Below are 17,796 nucleotides of genomic sequence, written 5' to 3' on the forward strand. Positions count from 1 at the left end.
CAGTTGTATCAGTTGTCTCAGTTGTTCTTCTCACCCCAGATTGCTGGGTATACAACCCCCGCAATCAAGGCGCCAACCAGCGGCGCCAGCCAGAACAGCCACAACTGCTGCAGCGCCCAACCGCCGACAAACAGGGCTTGGCTGGTGCTACGTGCAGGATTGACCGATGTGTTGGTGACAGGAATGCTGATCAGGTGAATCAAGGTCAGGCACAAACCGATGGCGATCGGTGCGAAACCGGCCGGTGCGCGCTTGTCGGTGGCCCCCAGGATCACGATCAGGAACATGAAGGTCATCACGACTTCCGTAATCAAGGCTGCATTCATCGAATACAAGCCAGGCGAATGTTCGCCATAACCGTTGGCGGCAAAACCGCCAATATCCGCGCCCGGCTTACCGGTAGCAATCAAATACAAGATGCCGGCTGCAATAATGCCGCCAACCACCTGTGCGATCCAGTAAGGCAGGATTTCACTTTTTGGAAAACGACCTGCGGTCGCCAGTCCCAACGTCACGGCCGGATTCAGATGGCAACCGGAAATATGGCCGATGGCGAATGCCATCGTCAGCACGGTCAGGCCGAACGCCAGCGCCACGCCATGGAAGCCGATGCCAACGCCAGGAAATGCCGCCGCCAGCACCGCACTGCCGCAACCGCCAAGAACCAGCCAGAATGTACCGAGCGCTTCCGCTCCCATACGTTTAGAAAGATGCATATTCCACTCCTGAAGAAATACTACTGTGTGATTACCTTGATGAAAGACAAGCGCAAACTTGTCATCTCATCGCGTACGGCCACAAGCATATTTGCTGAACCATGAGCAAACAAGAAAAAAATTATCATTTAACAATCCTTTTCATTTTCCTCTCGATCTATGCCAACTTCCGGTCAGACTGCTGCTAAAACGGCGTTCTGACGGCATAAATAATACCATTGAGAAATATAAAATGGCGCTATGTCAATGATCCGGGCCACTCTGACGCTGCAATTTCCCCTGGCCCTCTTACTTTTCGGACTGTCAAGACTGGCGAAATTATCTGGATTGCGTATGATCCAACGCTTGATTTTCATTCTTAAGAATTCTCATGCTGCCTTCGATCGAACAACGCCTCGCCCTTGAACTTGCCGCCAAGCCGGCCCAAGTCGCCGCTGCCGTCGCCCTGCTGGATGAAGGCGCTACCGTTCCTTTTATCGCGCGATACCGCAAGGAAGCCACCGGTGGCCTCGACGATATCCAGCTGCGCCTGCTGGAAGAACGCTTGCGCTATCTGCGCGAATTGGAAGTACGCCGCGGCGCCATCCTGGCCTCAATCGAAGAACAAGGAAAAATGACGCCGGCATTGCTGCAGGCGATCACCATGGCTGAAGATAAGACGCGACTGGAAGATCTGTATCTGCCGTACAAACTCAAGCGCCGCACCAAGGCGCAAATCGCAGCTGAAGCAGGCTTGACCGCATTGGCCGATGCGCTGCTGGCTGACCCGAACTTGAATCCGGAGCAGGAAGCGGAAAAATATCTCAAGCCTGCCTTCAGCACAGACAACGGCGACAATCCCGGCGTCGCCGACGTCAAGGCGGCGCTCGACGGTGCACGCCAAATCCTGATGGAACGCTTTTCGGAAGACGCCACGCTATTGCAAGCGTTGCGCGAATATCTCAACGAGCACGGCGTAGTCGAATCAAAAGTGGTGGAAGGCAAGCAGGATGCCGGTGAAAAATTCGCCGACTACTTTGATTACTCCGAAACCATCGCCACGATTCCGTCGCATCGCGCTCTGGCATTGTTCCGCGGCCGCCGCGAAGAAATCCTGAACGTAGTGCTGCGCCTTGATACAGAAGAAGAAAAGCCGAAGTGGGACGCACCGCACAATCCTTGCGAAGGCCGCATTGCCGCCCGTTTCGGCATCAGTAACAAAAGCCGCAGCGCCGACAAATGGTTGAGCGATACAGTGCGCTGGAGTTGGCGCGTCAAGGTTTTCATGCACCTGGAAACCGAGCTGATGACCAAGCTGCGCGAAAAGGCCGAGGTCGAAGCGATCAATGTCTTTGCCCTCAACCTGAAAGCACTGTTGCTGGCGGCGCCTGCCGGACCACGCGCCACCATGGGCCTGGACCCGGGCCTGCGCACCGGCGTTAAGGTGGCGGTGATCGATGCCACCGGAAAGGTGGTCGACACTACTGCAATTTATCCCCACCAGCCGCGCAATGACTGGGACGGCTCGCTGCACACGCTTGCGCAACTGGCCGAAAAGCACAAGGTTTCACTGATTTCGATTGGCAACGGCACGGCTTCGCGCGAAACCGACAAGCTGGCGCAGGACCTGATCAAGCTGCGGCCGGAACTGAAACTGACCAAGATCGTGGTATCGGAAGCGGGTGCGTCGGTCTACTCAGCATCTGAATTCGCTTCACGCGAACTGCCCGACATGGACGTCTCGCTGCGCGGTGCAGTATCGATTGCACGACGTTTGCAGGATCCGTTGGCGGAGCTGGTCAAGATCGACCCGAAATCGATCGGCGTCGGCCAGTACCAACATGATGTCGGCCAGACACAGCTGGCGCGCTCGCTGGACGCGGTGGTGGAAGACTGCGTGAATGCGGTCGGGGTCGACGTCAACACAGCATCGGCGCCGTTGCTGGCACGCGTTTCCGGCCTCAACGCCAGCGTCGCCCAAAGTATTGTCACCTATCGCGACATGAAGGGCATGTTTGCCTCGCGCGCCTCCTTGCGCGAAGTGCCGCGACTGGGTGAAAAAACCTTTGAACAGGCCGCAGGCTTCCTGCGCATCATGAACAGCGACAATCCGCTGGACAGCTCCGCAGTGCACCCGGAATCCTATCCGCTGGTGGAAAAAATCCTGGCCGATATCAAAAAAGACGTCAAAGGCGTGATCGGCGACAATAAGTTGCTGACCTCGCTCAATCCAGCCAAATACGCCGATGAAAAATTCGGCGTACCGACCATCGCCGACATCCTCAAGGAACTGGAAAAGCCGGGCCGCGACCCGCGTCCGGAATTCACCACCGCTACTTTCAAGGACGGCGTCGAGGAAATCCGTGACCTGCGTCCCGATATGATCCTGGAAGGCGTGGTGACCAATGTGGCGGCGTTCGGCGCTTTTGTCGACATCGGCGTGCATCAGGATGGCTTGGTGCATATTTCGGCGTTGTCCAATACCTTCGTCAAGGATCCGCATACCGTGGTCAAGGCTGGCCAGGTTGTGAAAGTCAAAGTGCTGGAAGTCGATGAGAAGCGCAAGCGCATTGCCCTGACCATGCGTCTGAGCGACAACGCACCGGCGCCAGGCACCAAGCCGGAACAGCGCGCCGACCGCAATGATGCCAAACGCTTGTCCCAGCATCAGCAACGGCAATCCGTGCCGGCGCCAGCCAATGGCGCCATGGCAGCTGCATTTGCCAAACTCAAGGGATAGCAATTAGGCAATTCCACCAAGGCGGTGCTGCTGTAGCTCCATAACGCAGCGTGCCGCCCAAATTCGCATCTCATCGACAAAATCAGCGCGGACCTAATCCAGGACCTTTTGTCATCGTATAATCACGGCACAATTGATTTCCAACAGGTTTTATTTTGTCAGCCGCTTCCAACACTTCATCCCCACAATCCATGATGTCCCCGATCGCGGCCGATATGGACGCTGTCAATGCGGTGATTCGCAGGCAATTGCACTCAGAAGTGCCGCTCGTGAATCAAATTGCCGAATACATCATCAGCGCCGGCGGCAAGCGTCTGCGGCCGGTACTGGTATTGCTGATGGCCCGTGCTTGCGGCTATACAGGCGACAAGCACCACGAACTGGCAGCGGTGATCGAATTCATCCACACCGCTACGTTGTTACATGACGACGTGGTGGACGAATCCTCCTTGCGGCGTGGCCGCCAGACCGCCAATGCGCTGTTTGGCAACGCCGCCTCGGTGCTGGTTGGCGACTTCCTGTACTCGCGCGCCTTTCAAATGATGGTTGCGGTCGACAATGCACGTGTGATGCAAATCGTCGCCGACGCCACCAACGTCATCGCCGAAGGCGAAGTGCTGCAATTGCTAAACATGCACAACCCGGACGTCTCCGAAGAAAGCTATCTGCAAGTGATACGTTCGAAGACTGCCAAGCTGTTCGAGGCGGCGGCACAGCTCGGCGTCCTGATTGCCGACGCCGATGATGACGTGATTGAAGCCGCAGGGGAATATGGCCGTTCGCTAGGCACCGCGTTCCAGCTGATCGACGACGTACTGGACTACTCCGGCAACGCCAGCGATATCGGCAAGAATGTCGGCGACGATCTGCGTGAAGGCAAGCCCACACTGCCGCTGATCTATTTGATGAGCCATGGGACTCCAGAGCAGCGGCAGCTGGTGCGCAGCTGTATCGAAAACGGTGACGAACAGCACTTCGATGAAATTCTGGCCGCCATTACCAGTTCCGGCGCCCTCAACTACACGCGGCACGAAGCGGAGAAAGCGGCGCAGCGTGCAGCAGCAGCGATCGCCGGGTTGCCAAATAGTCAGTTCAAAGATTCTTTGCTACAATTATCAGCGTTCGCAGTAGATCGCAATCACTGAAAACGTAACCAGGGGGACTGCAATTCCGTTACATTGTTACGCGTAACGGCTGGCAGCCCCAAAAACCTGTTCAAATTATTGAACAGCTCATGTCGGGGTGTAGCTTAGCCTGGTAGAGCGCTACGTTCGGGACGTAGAGGCCGGAGGTTCGAATCCTCTCACCCCGACCAACAACAATTGGTTTAATTTAACCTTTTCTTTACGGTGACCCTTTGGATGCCGTGCCCATCTGGGTGCAGATTCTTGCACTAGTCATACTCATCTTCCTGTCGGCTTTTTTTGCAATGTCGGAAACCGCACTGGTGGCCGCCAACAAGCATCGCCTGCGCCATCTGGCCAAGCGCGGCAGCAAGTCTGCCGCCACGACCTTGTGGCTGCTGGACCGTACTGACAAGTTGCTGTCGCTGATCCTGATCGTCAACACGCTGGTCAATGCCCTGGCCACTGCGCTGGTGACGGCAATTGCCATTACCACCTTCGGCAATCATCAGAATGTAATCACCATTGCCACCGCGGCGGTTGCCTTCCTGCTGATCGTATTTGCCGAGATTACGCCAAAAGTGATCGGTGCAACCTACCCTGAACGAATTGCTCTGCCGACCAGTTTCGTGCTCAAGCCCCTGATGGGGCTGGCCAAGCCGTTGATCTGGTTTGTCAATCTGTTCGTATCGACAATCCTGAAAGTGCTGCACATCAAAACAGGCAAACACGCGCAGGAACAACGTGTCTCACCGGAAGAGTTGCGCTCCATCGTGCTCGAAGGCGGCAATTTCATGCCACAAAAACACAAGAGCATTTTGCTGAATTTGTTCGACCTCGAGAAAATTTCAGTAGAAGACGTCATGACACCCAGGGCGCAAGTCGAAGCGCTGAATCTGGCAGCTTCGGTGGACGACATCAAGCATCAGCTGACAACTTGTTATCATAATAAATTGCCGGTTTATGAGGGTGAAATCAACCAGATCGTTGGCATCCTGCACGTACGCAAAGCGATGGTATTGCTGAATCAGGAAGCCGAACTAACAGTCGAGCATTTCCGCCAGTTGCTCAGTACGCCCTATTTCATCCCCGAAGACACGGATGTGTTCACCCAGCTCCAATACTTCCAGGAAAATCATGAGCGGCTTGGCATCATCGTCGACGAATACGGCGAAGTGCAGGGACTGGTCACCCTGGAAGATATCATTGAAGAAATGATTGGTGAATTCACTACCTCCAAACCGGGAGCAGCCCGTGCCGACAGCTTTGCCTGGAATGCACAAGGCCAGTGCCTGCTGGAGGGCGCGACAAGCCTGCGAGACATCAATAAACGCCTCGGCTTGAATTTCCCGCTGGACGGTCCCAAGACGCTAAATGGCCTGTTGCTGGAATGGCTGCAAGATATTCCAGACAATAATGTCAGCCTGAAAATTGCCGGATGCATCATAGAAATCGTGCAAGTGCAAAACCAAGCCATCAAGGTTGCTAAATTGATTCGGCCGAATAAACTACAAGAACGATAAAAGCTGCTGAACGGCAATTTTTGCGACACATTTATTCACAAAACCTTTACAAGTGAGTTTCCCGTAGGGCATCATAAGCCGGTTGTAATGGTTCCGCACACCTTTTGGTATTGATTCCCCCTATGGCAGCAGTATTTCCCAACGTTAGTACCACCGGTCCGATCTCGGGGCTTGCCCGCGCATTGCTACAGGCGGGACGCCTATCCACCGCGCAAGTCGAAACCTTGCACAAGAAAGCCGGTGATACGCAAACCCCGTTTATCGCTGCCTTGCTGGAAAGCGGCCACCTCGATGCCCGCGCGCTGGCCTTGTTTTGTGCAGAAACTTTTGGCTATCCTCAACTGGATCTGAATGTACTGAATCTGGGTTCGCTGCCGGAAAAGGCAATCGACGCCAAACTGATGGAAACTCACTCCGTCCTTGCACTGGCGAAACGCGGCAACAAGATTTATGTGGCGCTGTCCGACCCGACCAATATCCAGGCGCTGGACCAAATCAAGTTTCAAACCGAACTGACGGTTGAGCCAATCATCGTCGAGCATCCGGTGCTGCTGAAGCAGATCCAGAAGCTGGTGAAATCGACTGAACAAAGCTTGAATGAGATGGTCGGCGACGACCAGGAAATCAATTTCGTCGAAGAAGATGCGGTCGCGGTTGCCGACGCCACTGCTGATATTGACGACGCGCCCGTGGTCCGTTTCCTGCAAAAAATCTTGACCGACGCTATCAACCAAGGCGCTTCCGATTTGCATTTCGAACCATTCGAAAAGTTCTACCGGATCCGTTTCCGGGTCGATGGCGTGTTGCGTGACATGGCACAACCGCCGTTGTCGATCAAGGAAAAACTGGCATCCCGCATCAAGGTTATTTCCAAACTTGATATTTCGGAAAAGCGCGTGCCGCAAGATGGACGCATGCGGCTGGTGGTATCGAAAACACGGGCGATCGATTTCCGCGTAAGCACCTTGCCGACCCTGTTTGGCGAAAAGATCGTAATGCGTATCCTGGATCCTAGCCAGGCGCAGATGGGGATTGACGCACTGGGTTACGATCCGGATCAAAAAGCCATCCTGATGGACGCCATCCAGCGCCCTTATGGCATGGTACTGGTGACCGGGCCTACCGGTTCCGGTAAAACCGTGTCGCTGTATACCTGCTTGAATATCCTGAATCAGCCCGGCATCAATATCTCCACCGCCGAAGATCCCGCCGAAATCAACTTGCCTGGCGTCAACCAGGTCAATATCAACGACCGCGCCGGACTGACTTTCCCTGTGGCGTTGAAAGCCTTCCTGCGGCAGGATCCTGACATCATCATGGTCGGTGAAATCCGCGACCTGGAAACAGCCGACATCTCGATCAAGGCTGCACAAACCGGGCATATGGTGTTCTCCACGCTGCATACCAACGACGCACCGTCGACACTGACACGGCTGATGAACATGGGTGTCCCGGCATTCAATATCGCCTCCTCGGTAATCTTGATCACTGCGCAGCGGCTGGCACGCCGCCTGTGCAGCTGCAAGCAGCCGATTACGATCCAGGAAGAAACCCTGGTCGAAGCCGGCTACACCGAAGACGACCTAGATGGCAGCTGGATGCCCTACAAGGCGGTAGGTTGCGAACGCTGCAATGGCACCGGCTACAAGGGGCGGGTCGGCATCTATCAGATCATGCCGATCACCGAAGAAATAGAACGCATTATTCTGGCGCATGGCACCGCACTGGAAATCGAAGCACAAGCCAAGCGCGAGGGTGTCAAAACATTGCGCCAGTCGGGACTGATGAAGGTTAAACAAGGGATGACCAGCCTCGAAGAAGTGCTTGGTTGCACCAATATCTAATTAGGGGAATAGTTCATGGCAACTGCCGCACGCAGCGCTGCAAGCGCACGTCAGGTAAAAGAGTGGGTTTTTGTCTGGGAGGGCAAAGACAAAAAGGGCAAAATAGTCCGCGGAGAACTGCGTGCCGGTAGCGAGACTGTGGTCAACGTCACCATGCGTCGGCAAGGTATCCTGGTTACCAAAGTTAAAAAGAAGACCTTTCGTAGCGGGAAAAAAATTTCCGACAAGGATATTTCCCTGTTTACCCGTCAGCTGGCTACCATGATGAAGGCGGGCGTACCGCTTTTGCAATCTTTCGATATTGTAGCCAAAGGCCACGCGAATCCGTCGGTATCAAAACTCGTCAATGACATCCGTGGCGATGTGGAGACAGGAACCAGCCTGAGCCAGGCATTTCGCAAGTTTCCCTTGTACTTCGATCCACTCTTCTGCAATCTGGTTGGAGCAGGCGAGCAAGCCGGTATTCTTGAGGACTTGCTGGAACGCTTGGCGATCTACAAAGAAAAAACCCTCGCCATCAAAGGTAAGATCAAGTCTGCACTGTTCTACCCCATATCAATCCTGGCGGTGGCGTTTGTCGTTACCGCAGTGATCATGATTTGGGTGGTACCTGCGTTCAAACAGGTATTTGCAAGTTTCGGCGCCAACTTGCCCGCACCTACCTTGTTCGTAATGGCGATCTCCGATTTCATGGTGGGCAACTGGTACATCATTTTCCCTACCATATTTGCCGGCTTATATCTGTTCTTCCAATCTTGGAGGCGTTCGCTCAAAATGCAACGCGTCATGGATAAGCTCTTGTTAAAAGCTCCAATCTTCGGTGAGGTGATACGCAAAGCTACGATTGCACGGTGGACGCGCACTCTAGCCACCATGTTTGCAGCCGGTGTGCCGTTGGTCGAGTCGCTTGACTCTGTAGGCGGCGCATCAGGCAATGCCGTGTATCTTGATGCCACCAAGAAGATTCAGAGCGAAGTCAGCACGGGCACAAGCCTGACCACGGCAATGGAAAATGCCAACGTGTTTCCGAATATGGTGACACAGATGGTCTCTATTGGTGAAGAGTCAGGCTCCCTGGACCAGATGCTGGGTAAGGTTGCCGATTTCTATGAAGCAGAAGTCGACGATGCCGTGGCATCCCTGTCCAGCCTGATGGAACCTCTGATCATGGTAATCCTGGGTGTGTTGATCGGCGGCTTGGTAATCGCCATGTATCTGCCAATTTTCAAACTGGGTTCGGTGGTCTGATGCAAGATGGTATTTTTTTCCTGGCGGCGGGAAGCCTGCTTCCCACCGTTCTGGCAGCTGTTTTTGGCTTGCTTATCGGCAGTTTTCTGAATGTAGTGATTCATCGCTTGCCGATCATGATGCAGCGCGAATCGGATAATTATGTGGCCCATGAAAGCGGCAAGCCGCTGCCGCATACCGATCGCTACAACCTGATCGTGCCGCGTTCCGCCTGTCCGCAATGCAAACACCAGATCGGCGCATTGGAAAACGTGCCGGTGCTGAGCTACTTGGCATTGCGTGGTAAATGCGCATCCTGCAAAACGCCAATTTCCGCACGCTATCCGATTGTGGAAACATTTACCGGTGCCTTGTCTGCGCTGCTGATCTGGCATTTCGGCAGCGGCTGGGTTGGTTTGGCGACTCTGGTTTTTGCCTATCTGCTGATTGCAATGACGTTCATCGATGCCGATACGCAGTTGCTGCCCGATGACCTGACCCTACCCTTGTTATGGCTAGGTTTGCTACTCAATCTGTCAGGCCTGTTCGTACCGCTGAATGAGGCCGTCATTGGCGCTGCTGCCGGCTATCTGAGCTTGTGGACGATTTACTGGGCATTCAAACTGCTGACTGGCAAGGAAGGCATGGGCTACGGTGATTTCAAGCTGCTAGCGGCGCTGGGCGCATGGCTGGGCTGGAAAATGCTCCCCATTATTATCTTGTTTTCATCGCTGGTAGGCGCCATTGTCGGCATCGCGTTGATCATTTTTGCTCGCCGCGGACGCGACAATCCGATCCCGTTTGGCCCCTATCTGGCGGCTGCCGGCGTACTGGCTCTACTTTATGGCCACACAATTCTGGAAACTTATTTCGGTTTTGCTACCTAACAGCGTATGGACCAACGCAATGGTAAAGACGGCCAGCCGGCGACAGCTAAACCGAGATTTACCGTCGGCCTGACCGGCGGTATCGGTAGCGGCAAATCCACGGTCGCCGATATGTTCGCAGAACGCGGTGCGGCAATTATCGACACCGACGCCATCGCCCACCAATTAACAGCAGCCGGCGGTATGGCCGTGACCGCGATTGCCGCACAATTTGGCGCTAGCTTCATCGACGCCAGCGGCGCGATGGACAGGGTCAGAATGCGCGCTCATGTATTCTCCGATCCGCAAGCAAAACAGCAATTGGAAGCCATACTGCATCCGTTGATTCGCGCCGAAACCGCCAGTGCGGCTGAACACGTGGAAGGTTCGTACCTGATCTTCGCAGTGCCGCTGTTGGTTGAGTCCGGCAGCTGGGAACAACGGGTTGAGCGCATACTAGTGATTGATTGCGACGAGCAAGTTCAAGTACAACGCGTGATGCAACGCAATGCACTGGACGAATCGCAAGTACGCGCCATCATGGCAACGCAAGCTACCAGGCAGCAGCGTTTGCAGGCAGCAGACGATGTAATTGTCAACGACGGCGACCGCGCCGCACTATTACCGCAAGTAGAACGCCTGCATGCCTTATATGAAGCATTTGCCCGCTCCTTATAAATGGTATAAAGCCTTGTGCAAGAACGAAAAGCCTATCCCAGAATGTTAAAAACAGAAGGGTATTTGTAATTTCTGTTCGCATCGTTCAGAATCATGTCTTATCTGGCTCAAATTTTTAAGGGATGTCACTTTGATCGTCTACGAATATCCTTTCAACGAGCGCATTCGCACCCTGTTGCGGCTGGAAGACCTGCACGAAAGATTCAGCTTTTTCGTGCAACAGGAAAGTCCGCTACAACACCATATCGCGCTGTCCACCATTTTTGAAATGCTGGAGGTTGCTGGACGCGCCGACCTGAAATCGGATCTGCTGCAAGAACTGGAACGACAAAGACAAACCCTACTCGGCTTCAAGACCAATCCAAATGTGGCGCCGGAGATGCTGGACGCCATCTTGCAGGAGATTGACCGTGTCAGCACCGCGCTGATGGCAACCCAGGGCAAAACCGGCCAGCATATCCGCGATAACGAATGGTTGATGAGCATTCGCGGCCGCACTATCATTCCGGGCGGCGCCTGCGAATTCGACCTGCCGTCCTATTACGCCTGGCAGCAGCATCCTGCAGAACAGCGTTTTGCCGACATTATCGGCTGGTTTGGACCGTTGGCCCCATTATTTGACGCCATCAGCATTGTCTTGCGATTGCTGCGAGAAACCGGCAGTTCGGTAAAAATAGATGCACAAAACGGTAGTTACCAGCAAATGCTGCAAGGAAAATCTTACCAGATGCTGCGATTGGTGATTGATCCGCAATTGCTAGCCATTCCTGAAATATCGGCTAATAAATATATGTTATGGGTGCGCTTCACTTCGCAAGGCGGCGACCTCAAGCCCAAGGCGTACGAAGGCGATGTACCGTTTGAACTAACCTTGTGTAACTTTTAAACGTTTTATTGAGCAGAATTGCATGACTACTACCGTCGATTGCCCGACTTGCGGCGTAAAAGTTGAATGGATTGCAGCAAATAAATTCCGACCGTTTTGTTCGGAACGCTGTAAACAGATTGACCTGGGTGCCTGGGCAGAAGAGAAATACGCTATTCCGGCAGTCAATCCTCCGGATGAAATTGACGATGATGGCAAGCTGCCGCAATAATTTGCGATAGCTTTCGAGAAAACTGACGCCTAAACCAGCCGCTTATACGTGGCGGCGCCTCGCTTATCTACGTTTCAGTACGCTTCGCGCCTTAATTCGTCCAGCCACTCGATCAAAGGAATCGCTGCCGGCAGCAATGGCTCTACGCCAACGCTGCCCTGCCACGAAAAAGCCTGCCCTTCCAGGCTTTGTGGCTCACCACGCCAGTCGCGGCTGATGTAAAAATGCAACCGCACATGCGCATGCGCGTATTGATGTTCAATGCCGCACCACGGTTCTGCAGAGTGGATTTCTATCCCCAGCTCTTCCAGCAACTCGCGTTTCAGCGCATCGAAAATCGACTCGCCGGATTCAACTTTACCCCCAGGAAACTCCCAATAGCCGGCCATCGGTTTGCCTGCTGGCCGCTGGCCCAGCAGGACGTCACCATTGGGCTTCATCAAAATGCCAACGGCTACGTTGACTGGCGATACTTGCTCTGTTGTCATGTTTAAATCGGGCTTTCCGTTTAATCGTTGCTAGTCATGCGGCCAGCGTAATCACGTGCGAATTGCCACGCAACACGGCCAGAGCGTGAGGCACGTTGCAACGCCCAACGCAATGCATCAGCGCGCGCTTCGGCGATTTGCTCGACATTGCAGCCAAAATGGCTAAGCCAGTGGCCCACAATATCCAGATAGTCATCTTGTTTGAATGGATAGAACGACACCCACAGGCCGAAGCGTTCTGAAAGTGAAATTTTTTCCTCGACGGTTTCACCCGGATGCAGATCGCCGTCTTCAGTAGTCTTGTAGGTAGCGTTGTCAGACATCCGCTCCGGCAGCAAATGACGGCGATTGGATGTCGCATAAATCAGCACATTGTCCGATTGCGCAGCGATACTGCCGTCCAGCGCCACCTTGAGCGCCTTATAGCCGCTTTCCCCTTCTTCAAAAGAGAGATCGTCACAAAATATAATGAAACGCTCAGGACGCGCCGCCACCAGGTCGACAATATCAGGCAATGCTGCCAGATCATCCTTATCGACCTCGATCAGTCGCAAGCCCTGCGGGGCATATTGATTCAGGCAAGCCTTGATCAAGGATGACTTGCCGGTGCCGCGGGCGCCGGTCAGCAGTACGTTATTGGCCGGCCGGCCGTCGACGAACTGACGGGTATTCTGATCGATCTGCTGTTTCTGTATCTCGATATTATGCAAGTCCGACAAGGCGATATTTGAAATATGACCCACGGCCTGCAGATAGCCGCCAGCGGCTCCGCCGCGATGACGCCAGCGGAATGCGGTTGCGGCCTCCCAGTCTGGCGCGGCATCGGCACGCGGCAGGATGGACTCAAGACGGCCCAGCAGGGCCTCGGCGCGGATCAGGAACTGGTCTAGTTGGGTCATGGCTCAAAAAATCAGAAATGCGGTAATCGAAAGAGACAACAATCATTGATTACCATTTTGACGCAAAGCACAATGATAGTAGATGAATATTATTTGTCGAGGCTTTACCCGCTCAAGCGCAGCTGCCGTCAGAACAAATCTGACGACAGCCGGTATCACTACTATTTCATGGCCGATCAGGAGCGATAATCGGCATTAATCGACACATAATCATGCGACAGATCGCAAGTCCAGATGGTCGCCGCCACGTCTCCGCGCGCTAGTTGCACACGCACTGTAATCTCGCTTTGTTTCATTACACGCTGGCCATCCGCTTCCTGATATTCAGGATTGCGGCCGCCGTTCTTGGCCACCAGGACGTCATCCAGATACAGGTCCAGCTTGCTGACATCCAGATCATCTACGCCGGCATAGCCGATCGCCGCCAGAATCCGGCCCAAGTTAGGATCGGAGGCAAAGAATGCTGTCTTGACCAATGGCGAATGCGCGATCGAGTACGCGATCTTGCGGCACTCGGCGACATCCTGCCCTTGCTCCACAGTCACCGTGATGAACTTGGTTGCGCCCTCGCCGTCGCGGATGATCATCTGCGCCAGATGCTGCGAAATATCGGTCACCGCCGCCGCCAGCGCCGCGTATTCCGGGCTGTCGACGCTGTTCACTTCCAACTCGCCGGCGCCGGTGGCGATCAGCATGAAGGAATCGTTGGTCGAGGTATCGCCATCGATAGTGATGCAGTTGAAGGAGCGGTCAGCCGCTTGCTTTACCATTTTCTCCAACACCGGCTGCGCCACTTTCGCATCGATCGCCAGGAAACCCAGCATAGTCGCCATGTTCGGCTTGATCATGCCCGCACCCTTGCTGATACCGGAAAAATTCACGGTTTTACCAGCGATGACAAGACTGCGCGAAGCCGCTTTAGGTTGCGTATCGGTGGTCATGATGGATTCAGCGGCATTGAACCAGTTATCGCCCTGCAGGTTTTTGATCGCCAGCGGCAAGCCCGCAATGATCCGCTCCACTGGTAACGGTTCGAGAATCACACCGGTCGAGAATGGCAAAATCTGCGCCGCATGGCAGCCCAGCAATTCCGCCAGCGCATCACAAGTCGCATTGGCAGCCGCAAGGCCGGCTTCGCCGGTTCCGGCGTTGGCATTGCCGGTATTGATTAACAACGCACGAATAGGTTCGCCTGAAATCTCGGCAGCTGCCAGATGCGCTTTACTGACTTGGACCGGCGCGGCGCAAAAGCGGTTTTGGGTGAACACCCCAGCCACGGTGGCGGTAGGCACCAATTTCATCACCAGCAAATCCTTGCGATTCGCTTTGCGCACGCCGGCTTCGGCATATCCAAGCTCAATACCCGCAACGGGCAGCAGGTCGGCGGCGACGGGAACAGGGGAATTGACGGCCATGAGAATCCTTAACTAAATATAAATATTGACGTTGGTAATGGGAATGATAATTCTGGCGACTCTTTGCGTGAACAATGCGGGCACAAAACCTGGCGCGAAATCAGATGGCTATTCTAAGGCGTATAGCGGGGATGTGTACAATCTGCGTCAACAAAAGCAAAGGGCGGAGACTTCTCCGCCCCGCCCTTGTTTAATCAGTGCCAGCCTTGGCCGGCGCCAGTCATCCTGATTACATCAGCTGGCCATGGCACTGCTTGTACTTCTTGCCGCTGCCGCAAGGACAAGGGTCGTTGCGGCCGACCTTTGGCACATCGCTAATCTGATGCTGCGACGCATCGTTATGCGCGGTTGGCGCCAGCAATGCTTCCGGTGCTGCAGTAGGATCGAAATCAGCGTGTTGATAATGGACGTTTTCAACATGCGATTGCGCCATTTCCTCTTCCGCTGCCGCGATTTCTTCACGGTTCTCGATACGCACCGTCATCACGACCTTGACCACTTCATTCTTGATCAGGTCCAGCATCTGGCCGAACAGCTCAAATGCTTCGCGCTTGTATTCCTGCTTCGGATTCTTCTGCGCGTAACCGCGCAGATGGATACCTTGGCGCAGATGATCCAGCGCCGCCAGATGTTCGCGCCAGTGGCTGTCGACGCTTTGCAGCATGACGCTACGCTCGAAGCCGGCGAACGACTCCTTGCCAACGATTTCGGTCTTGGCGGCATACGAACTCTCCGCCGTGGCCAGTACGCGCTCCAGCAACTCTTCATCGGTCAGGTTCGGTTCCGATTTCAGCATTTCGCCCAGCGGCACTTCCAGATGCAACTCACTAGCCAAAGTCGCTTCCAGCGCTGGGATATCCCATTGCTCTTCCAGCGATTCAGCCGGTACATGGGTGCGGAAAGTGTCGTCCAGCACACCTTCACGCAACGATGCGACAGTCTCGGTAACGCCTTGTGATTCGAGCAATTCGTTACGCTGCTGATAAATCACCTTACGCTGGTCATTGGCGACGTCGTCGTACTCCAGCAATTGCTTACGGATATCGAAGTTGCGCGCTTCCACCTTGCGCTGCGCCGACTCAATCGAACGCGATACGATACCCGCTTCGATTGGTTCGCCTTCCGGCATCTTCAAACGGTCCATGATCGCGCGCACTCGGTCGCCGGCAAAAATGCGCAGCAAGGCGTCATCCAGCGACAGATAGAAACGCGAAGAACCTGGATCGCCCTGGCGGGCGGCGCGGCCGCGCAACTGGTTGTCCACGCGACGTGACTCATGACGTTCAGTACCGATAATGTGCAAGCCACCCGCATGGACCACATGGTCATGCAGCGATTGCCATTCATCACGCAACTTGTCGGAGCGCAGCTGCTTTTCCGTATCGCTCAGCGCTTCGTCTGCTTCGATGAACTGGATCTGCTTCTCGACATTCCCGCCCAGCACGATGTCGGTACCGCGACCGGCCATGTTGGTCGCGATGGTGATCGCCTTAGGACGGCCGGCCTGTGCAATGATCTCCGCTTCACGCGCATGCTGCTTGGCGTTCAGCACGTTGTGCGGCAGCTTGGCCTTGCTCAGGATTTCGGCCAGCAGCTCCGAGTTTTCGATCGAAGTCGTACCAACCAGCACCGGCTGTCCACGCTCGTAGCAATCCTGGATATCCTTCAGCATCGCATTGTATTTTTCCTGCGAAGTCTTGTAGACCTGATCTTGGCGATCTTTACGCTGGTTCGGACGGTTTTGCGGAATCACCACGGTTTCCAGGCCATAGATTTCCTGGAATTCGTAAGCTTCGGTATCGGCTGTACCGGTCATACCGGCCAGCTTGCCGTACATACGGAAGTAGTTCTGGAAAGTGATCGAGGCCAGGGTCTGGTTCTCGTTCTGGATCTTGACGCCTTCTTTCGCTTCCACTGCCTGATGCAAGCCATCCGACCAGCGGCGACCGGTCATCATGCGGCCGGTGAATTCATCGACGATGACGATTTCGCCGCCCTGCACGACATAGTGCTGGTCCTTGAAATACAGCGAATGCGCGCGCAGTGCAGCGTACAGGTGATGAATCAGGCTGATGTTGGCGGCGTCGTACAACGAAGCGCCTTCTGCCAGCAAACCCATGTTGGTCAGGATCTGCTCAGCCTTTTCATGGCCGGCTTCCGTCAGCAGGACCTGATGCGCCTTCTCATCCTTGGTGTAGTCGCCCGGGACTTCAACCTTACCCTTGCCGTCCGGCGTTTCTTCACCAATTTGCTGGATCAGCAGCGGCGGCACTTCATTGATCTTGTAGTAGAGGTCTGTGTGGTTTTCAGCCTGGCCTGAAATGATCAGCGGCGTACGGGCTTCGTCGATCAGGATCGAGTCAACTTCATCGACGATGGCGAAATTCAGTGTGCGCTGGACGCGGTCAGCAGCGTCGTACACCATGTTGTCACGCAAGTAATCAAAACCGAATTCGTTGTTGGTGCCGTAGGTGATGTCTGCGCCGTAGGCGACTTGCTTGGCGTCGTGCTCAACCGACGACAGGTTGACACCGGTAGTCAGGCCAAGCCAGCCATACAGGCGTCCCATCCATTCGGCATCGCGTTGCGCCAGGTAATCATTGACGGTCACCACATGCACGCCCTTGCCGGACAGCGCGTTCAGATAAGCCGGCAGGGTCGCCATCAGCGTCTTGCCTTCGCCTGTGCCCATTTCGGCGATCTTGCCGTAATGTAGTACCATGCCGCCGATCAGCTGGACGTCGAAATGGCGCATCTTCAAGACGCGCTTGCCGGCCTCGCGGCATACCGCAAAAGCTTCTGGCAACAGGTCGTCGAGCTTTTCGCCGCCAGCAATACGCTGCTTCAGCTCCGGCGTTTTAGCCTGCAGCTCAGCATCGGACAGTTTTTCAAATGCCGGTTCAAGTGCATTAATTTGTCGGACGACTTTTTTATATTGTTTGAGCAGGCGCTGGTTGCGGCTACCGAAAATCTGGGTCAGTAATGACATGCTTGGATTCTAAAAAAGAGCGCCGGCGACATTCCGTCACATCTTGTGGCATCTTGTGAACGCACACGCAATGAGTACGAAACCGGGCTGTGGCTAAATAAATAATCGGAGAATTTTATCACGCAGTCCCCGACACATTGGGGTTATGCGCCAGGAAACAATAGCAAGTTGCGCAAATTGTGCAGCATTCGCACGGCTTACGGCTATTCTT

At 54.5% G+C, this 17,796-nt stretch carries 14 protein-coding genes and 1 tRNA gene; 10 read left to right on the forward strand and 5 right to left on the reverse strand.

Annotated features, from left to right (window positions below; translation table 11 throughout):
- Positions 1-17 precede the first annotated feature (17 nt).
- The gene (gene aqpZ, locus LT85_RS22095) at positions 18-716 is read right to left on the reverse strand and encodes an aquaporin Z (protein ID WP_038493248.1); all 699 of its coding nucleotides are present in this window, start codon (positions 714-716) and stop codon (positions 18-20) included.
- Between the two features lie 370 nt (positions 717-1,086).
- Between aqpZ and LT85_RS22100 the strand changes: the two genes are divergently transcribed.
- The 10 genes from LT85_RS22100 (at position 1,087) to LT85_RS22145 (ending at position 11,794) form a co-directional block, all read left to right on the forward strand.
- Complete coding sequence (locus LT85_RS22100; RefSeq protein ID WP_038493250.1) at positions 1,087-3,435, forward strand: Tex family protein; 2,349 nt, start codon at positions 1,087-1,089, stop codon at positions 3,433-3,435.
- Positions 3,436-3,629: 194 nt separating this feature from the next.
- Positions 3,630-4,580: an octaprenyl diphosphate synthase gene (gene ispB, locus LT85_RS22105; protein ID WP_156117685.1), complete on the forward strand. Its 951-nt coding sequence runs from the start codon at positions 3,630-3,632 to the stop codon at positions 4,578-4,580.
- Between the two features lie 93 nt (positions 4,581-4,673).
- Positions 4,674-4,750 (forward strand) — tRNA-Pro (locus LT85_RS22110).
- A gap of 42 nt (positions 4,751-4,792) precedes the next feature.
- Positions 4,793-6,082: an HlyC/CorC family transporter gene (locus LT85_RS22115; RefSeq protein ID WP_038493254.1), complete on the forward strand. Its 1,290-nt coding sequence runs from the start codon at positions 4,793-4,795 to the stop codon at positions 6,080-6,082.
- A gap of 122 nt (positions 6,083-6,204) precedes the next feature.
- Positions 6,205-7,926, forward strand: coding sequence for a type IV-A pilus assembly ATPase PilB (gene pilB, locus LT85_RS22120; RefSeq protein WP_038493256.1), 1,722 nt, complete (start codon positions 6,205-6,207; stop codon positions 7,924-7,926).
- A gap of 15 nt (positions 7,927-7,941) precedes the next feature.
- Complete coding sequence (locus LT85_RS22125) at positions 7,942-9,174, forward strand: type II secretion system F family protein (RefSeq protein WP_038493258.1); 1,233 nt, start codon at positions 7,942-7,944, stop codon at positions 9,172-9,174.
- Positions 9,174-10,040, forward strand: coding sequence for a prepilin peptidase (locus LT85_RS22130; protein WP_038493260.1), 867 nt, complete (start codon positions 9,174-9,176; stop codon positions 10,038-10,040). The genes LT85_RS22125 and LT85_RS22130 overlap by 1 nt, the downstream gene beginning before the upstream one ends.
- 6 nt (positions 10,041-10,046) lie before the next feature.
- On the forward strand, positions 10,047-10,697 hold the full coding sequence (gene coaE / locus LT85_RS22135) for a dephospho-CoA kinase (RefSeq protein WP_038493262.1): 651 nt from the start codon (positions 10,047-10,049) through the stop codon (positions 10,695-10,697).
- 130 nt (positions 10,698-10,827) lie between these two features.
- A complete protein-coding gene (zapD, locus tag LT85_RS22140) occupies positions 10,828-11,583 on the forward strand; it encodes a cell division protein ZapD (RefSeq protein ID WP_038493264.1) in 756 nt (251 codons plus the stop codon).
- Between the two features lie 22 nt (positions 11,584-11,605).
- The gene (locus LT85_RS22145) at positions 11,606-11,794 is read left to right on the forward strand and encodes a DNA gyrase inhibitor YacG (protein ID WP_038493266.1); all 189 of its coding nucleotides are present in this window, start codon (positions 11,606-11,608) and stop codon (positions 11,792-11,794) included.
- Between the two features lie 74 nt (positions 11,795-11,868).
- On the opposite strand, the gene LT85_RS22150 is transcribed toward LT85_RS22145, so the two are convergent.
- From LT85_RS22150 to secA, 4 genes are all read right to left on the reverse strand, one after another.
- Positions 11,869-12,282 (reverse strand): NUDIX domain-containing protein, encoded by a 414-nt coding sequence (locus LT85_RS22150; protein WP_038493267.1) that lies wholly within the window; start codon positions 12,280-12,282, stop codon positions 11,869-11,871.
- Between the two features lie 20 nt (positions 12,283-12,302).
- Positions 12,303-13,181, reverse strand: a complete 879-nt coding sequence (locus tag LT85_RS22155; RefSeq protein ID WP_038493270.1) for an ATP-binding protein — start codon at positions 13,179-13,181, stop codon at positions 12,303-12,305.
- Between the two features lie 176 nt (positions 13,182-13,357).
- Positions 13,358-14,596 carry a bifunctional glutamate N-acetyltransferase/amino-acid acetyltransferase ArgJ gene (argJ, locus tag LT85_RS22160; protein WP_038493273.1) on the reverse strand — a complete coding sequence of 413 codons (1,239 nt, stop codon included), beginning with the start codon at positions 14,594-14,596 and terminating at the stop codon, positions 13,358-13,360.
- Positions 14,597-14,825: 229 nt separating this feature from the next.
- Positions 14,826-17,585 carry a preprotein translocase subunit SecA gene (secA, locus tag LT85_RS22165; protein ID WP_038493275.1) on the reverse strand — a complete coding sequence of 920 codons (2,760 nt, stop codon included), beginning with the start codon at positions 17,583-17,585 and terminating at the stop codon, positions 14,826-14,828.
- Between the last annotated feature and the right edge of the window lie 211 nt (positions 17,586-17,796).

Source organism: Collimonas arenae, assembly GCF_000786695.1.
Taxonomy (GTDB): domain Bacteria; phylum Pseudomonadota; class Gammaproteobacteria; order Burkholderiales; family Burkholderiaceae_D; genus Collimonas; species Collimonas arenae_A.

Bases quoted from the DNA above. Each gene is read 5' to 3' on its own strand.
- aqpZ (WP_038493248.1), bottom strand. From the start codon at position 716: ATGCATCTTTCTAAACGTATGGGAGCGGAAGCGCTCGGTACATTCTGG.
- LT85_RS22100 (WP_038493250.1), top strand. From the start codon at position 1,087: ATGCTGCCTTCGATCGAACAACGCCTCGCCCTTGAACTTGCCGCCAAG.
- ispB (WP_156117685.1), top strand. From the start codon at position 3,630: ATGTCCCCGATCGCGGCCGATATGGACGCTGTCAATGCGGTGATTCGC.
- pilB (WP_038493256.1), top strand. From the start codon at position 6,205: ATGGCAGCAGTATTTCCCAACGTTAGTACCACCGGTCCGATCTCGGGG.
- LT85_RS22125 (WP_038493258.1), top strand. From the start codon at position 7,942: ATGGCAACTGCCGCACGCAGCGCTGCAAGCGCACGTCAGGTAAAAGAG.
- LT85_RS22130 (WP_038493260.1), top strand. From the start codon at position 9,174: ATGCAAGATGGTATTTTTTTCCTGGCGGCGGGAAGCCTGCTTCCCACC.
- coaE (WP_038493262.1), top strand. From the start codon at position 10,047: ATGGACCAACGCAATGGTAAAGACGGCCAGCCGGCGACAGCTAAACCG.
- LT85_RS22145 (WP_038493266.1), top strand. From the start codon at position 11,606: ATGACTACTACCGTCGATTGCCCGACTTGCGGCGTAAAAGTTGAATGG.
- LT85_RS22150 (WP_038493267.1), bottom strand. From the start codon at position 12,282: ATGACAACAGAGCAAGTATCGCCAGTCAACGTAGCCGTTGGCATTTTG.
- LT85_RS22155 (WP_038493270.1), bottom strand. From the start codon at position 13,181: ATGACCCAACTAGACCAGTTCCTGATCCGCGCCGAGGCCCTGCTGGGC.
- argJ (WP_038493273.1), bottom strand. From the start codon at position 14,596: ATGGCCGTCAATTCCCCTGTTCCCGTCGCCGCCGACCTGCTGCCCGTT.
- secA (WP_038493275.1), bottom strand. From the start codon at position 17,585: ATGTCATTACTGACCCAGATTTTCGGTAGCCGCAACCAGCGCCTGCTC.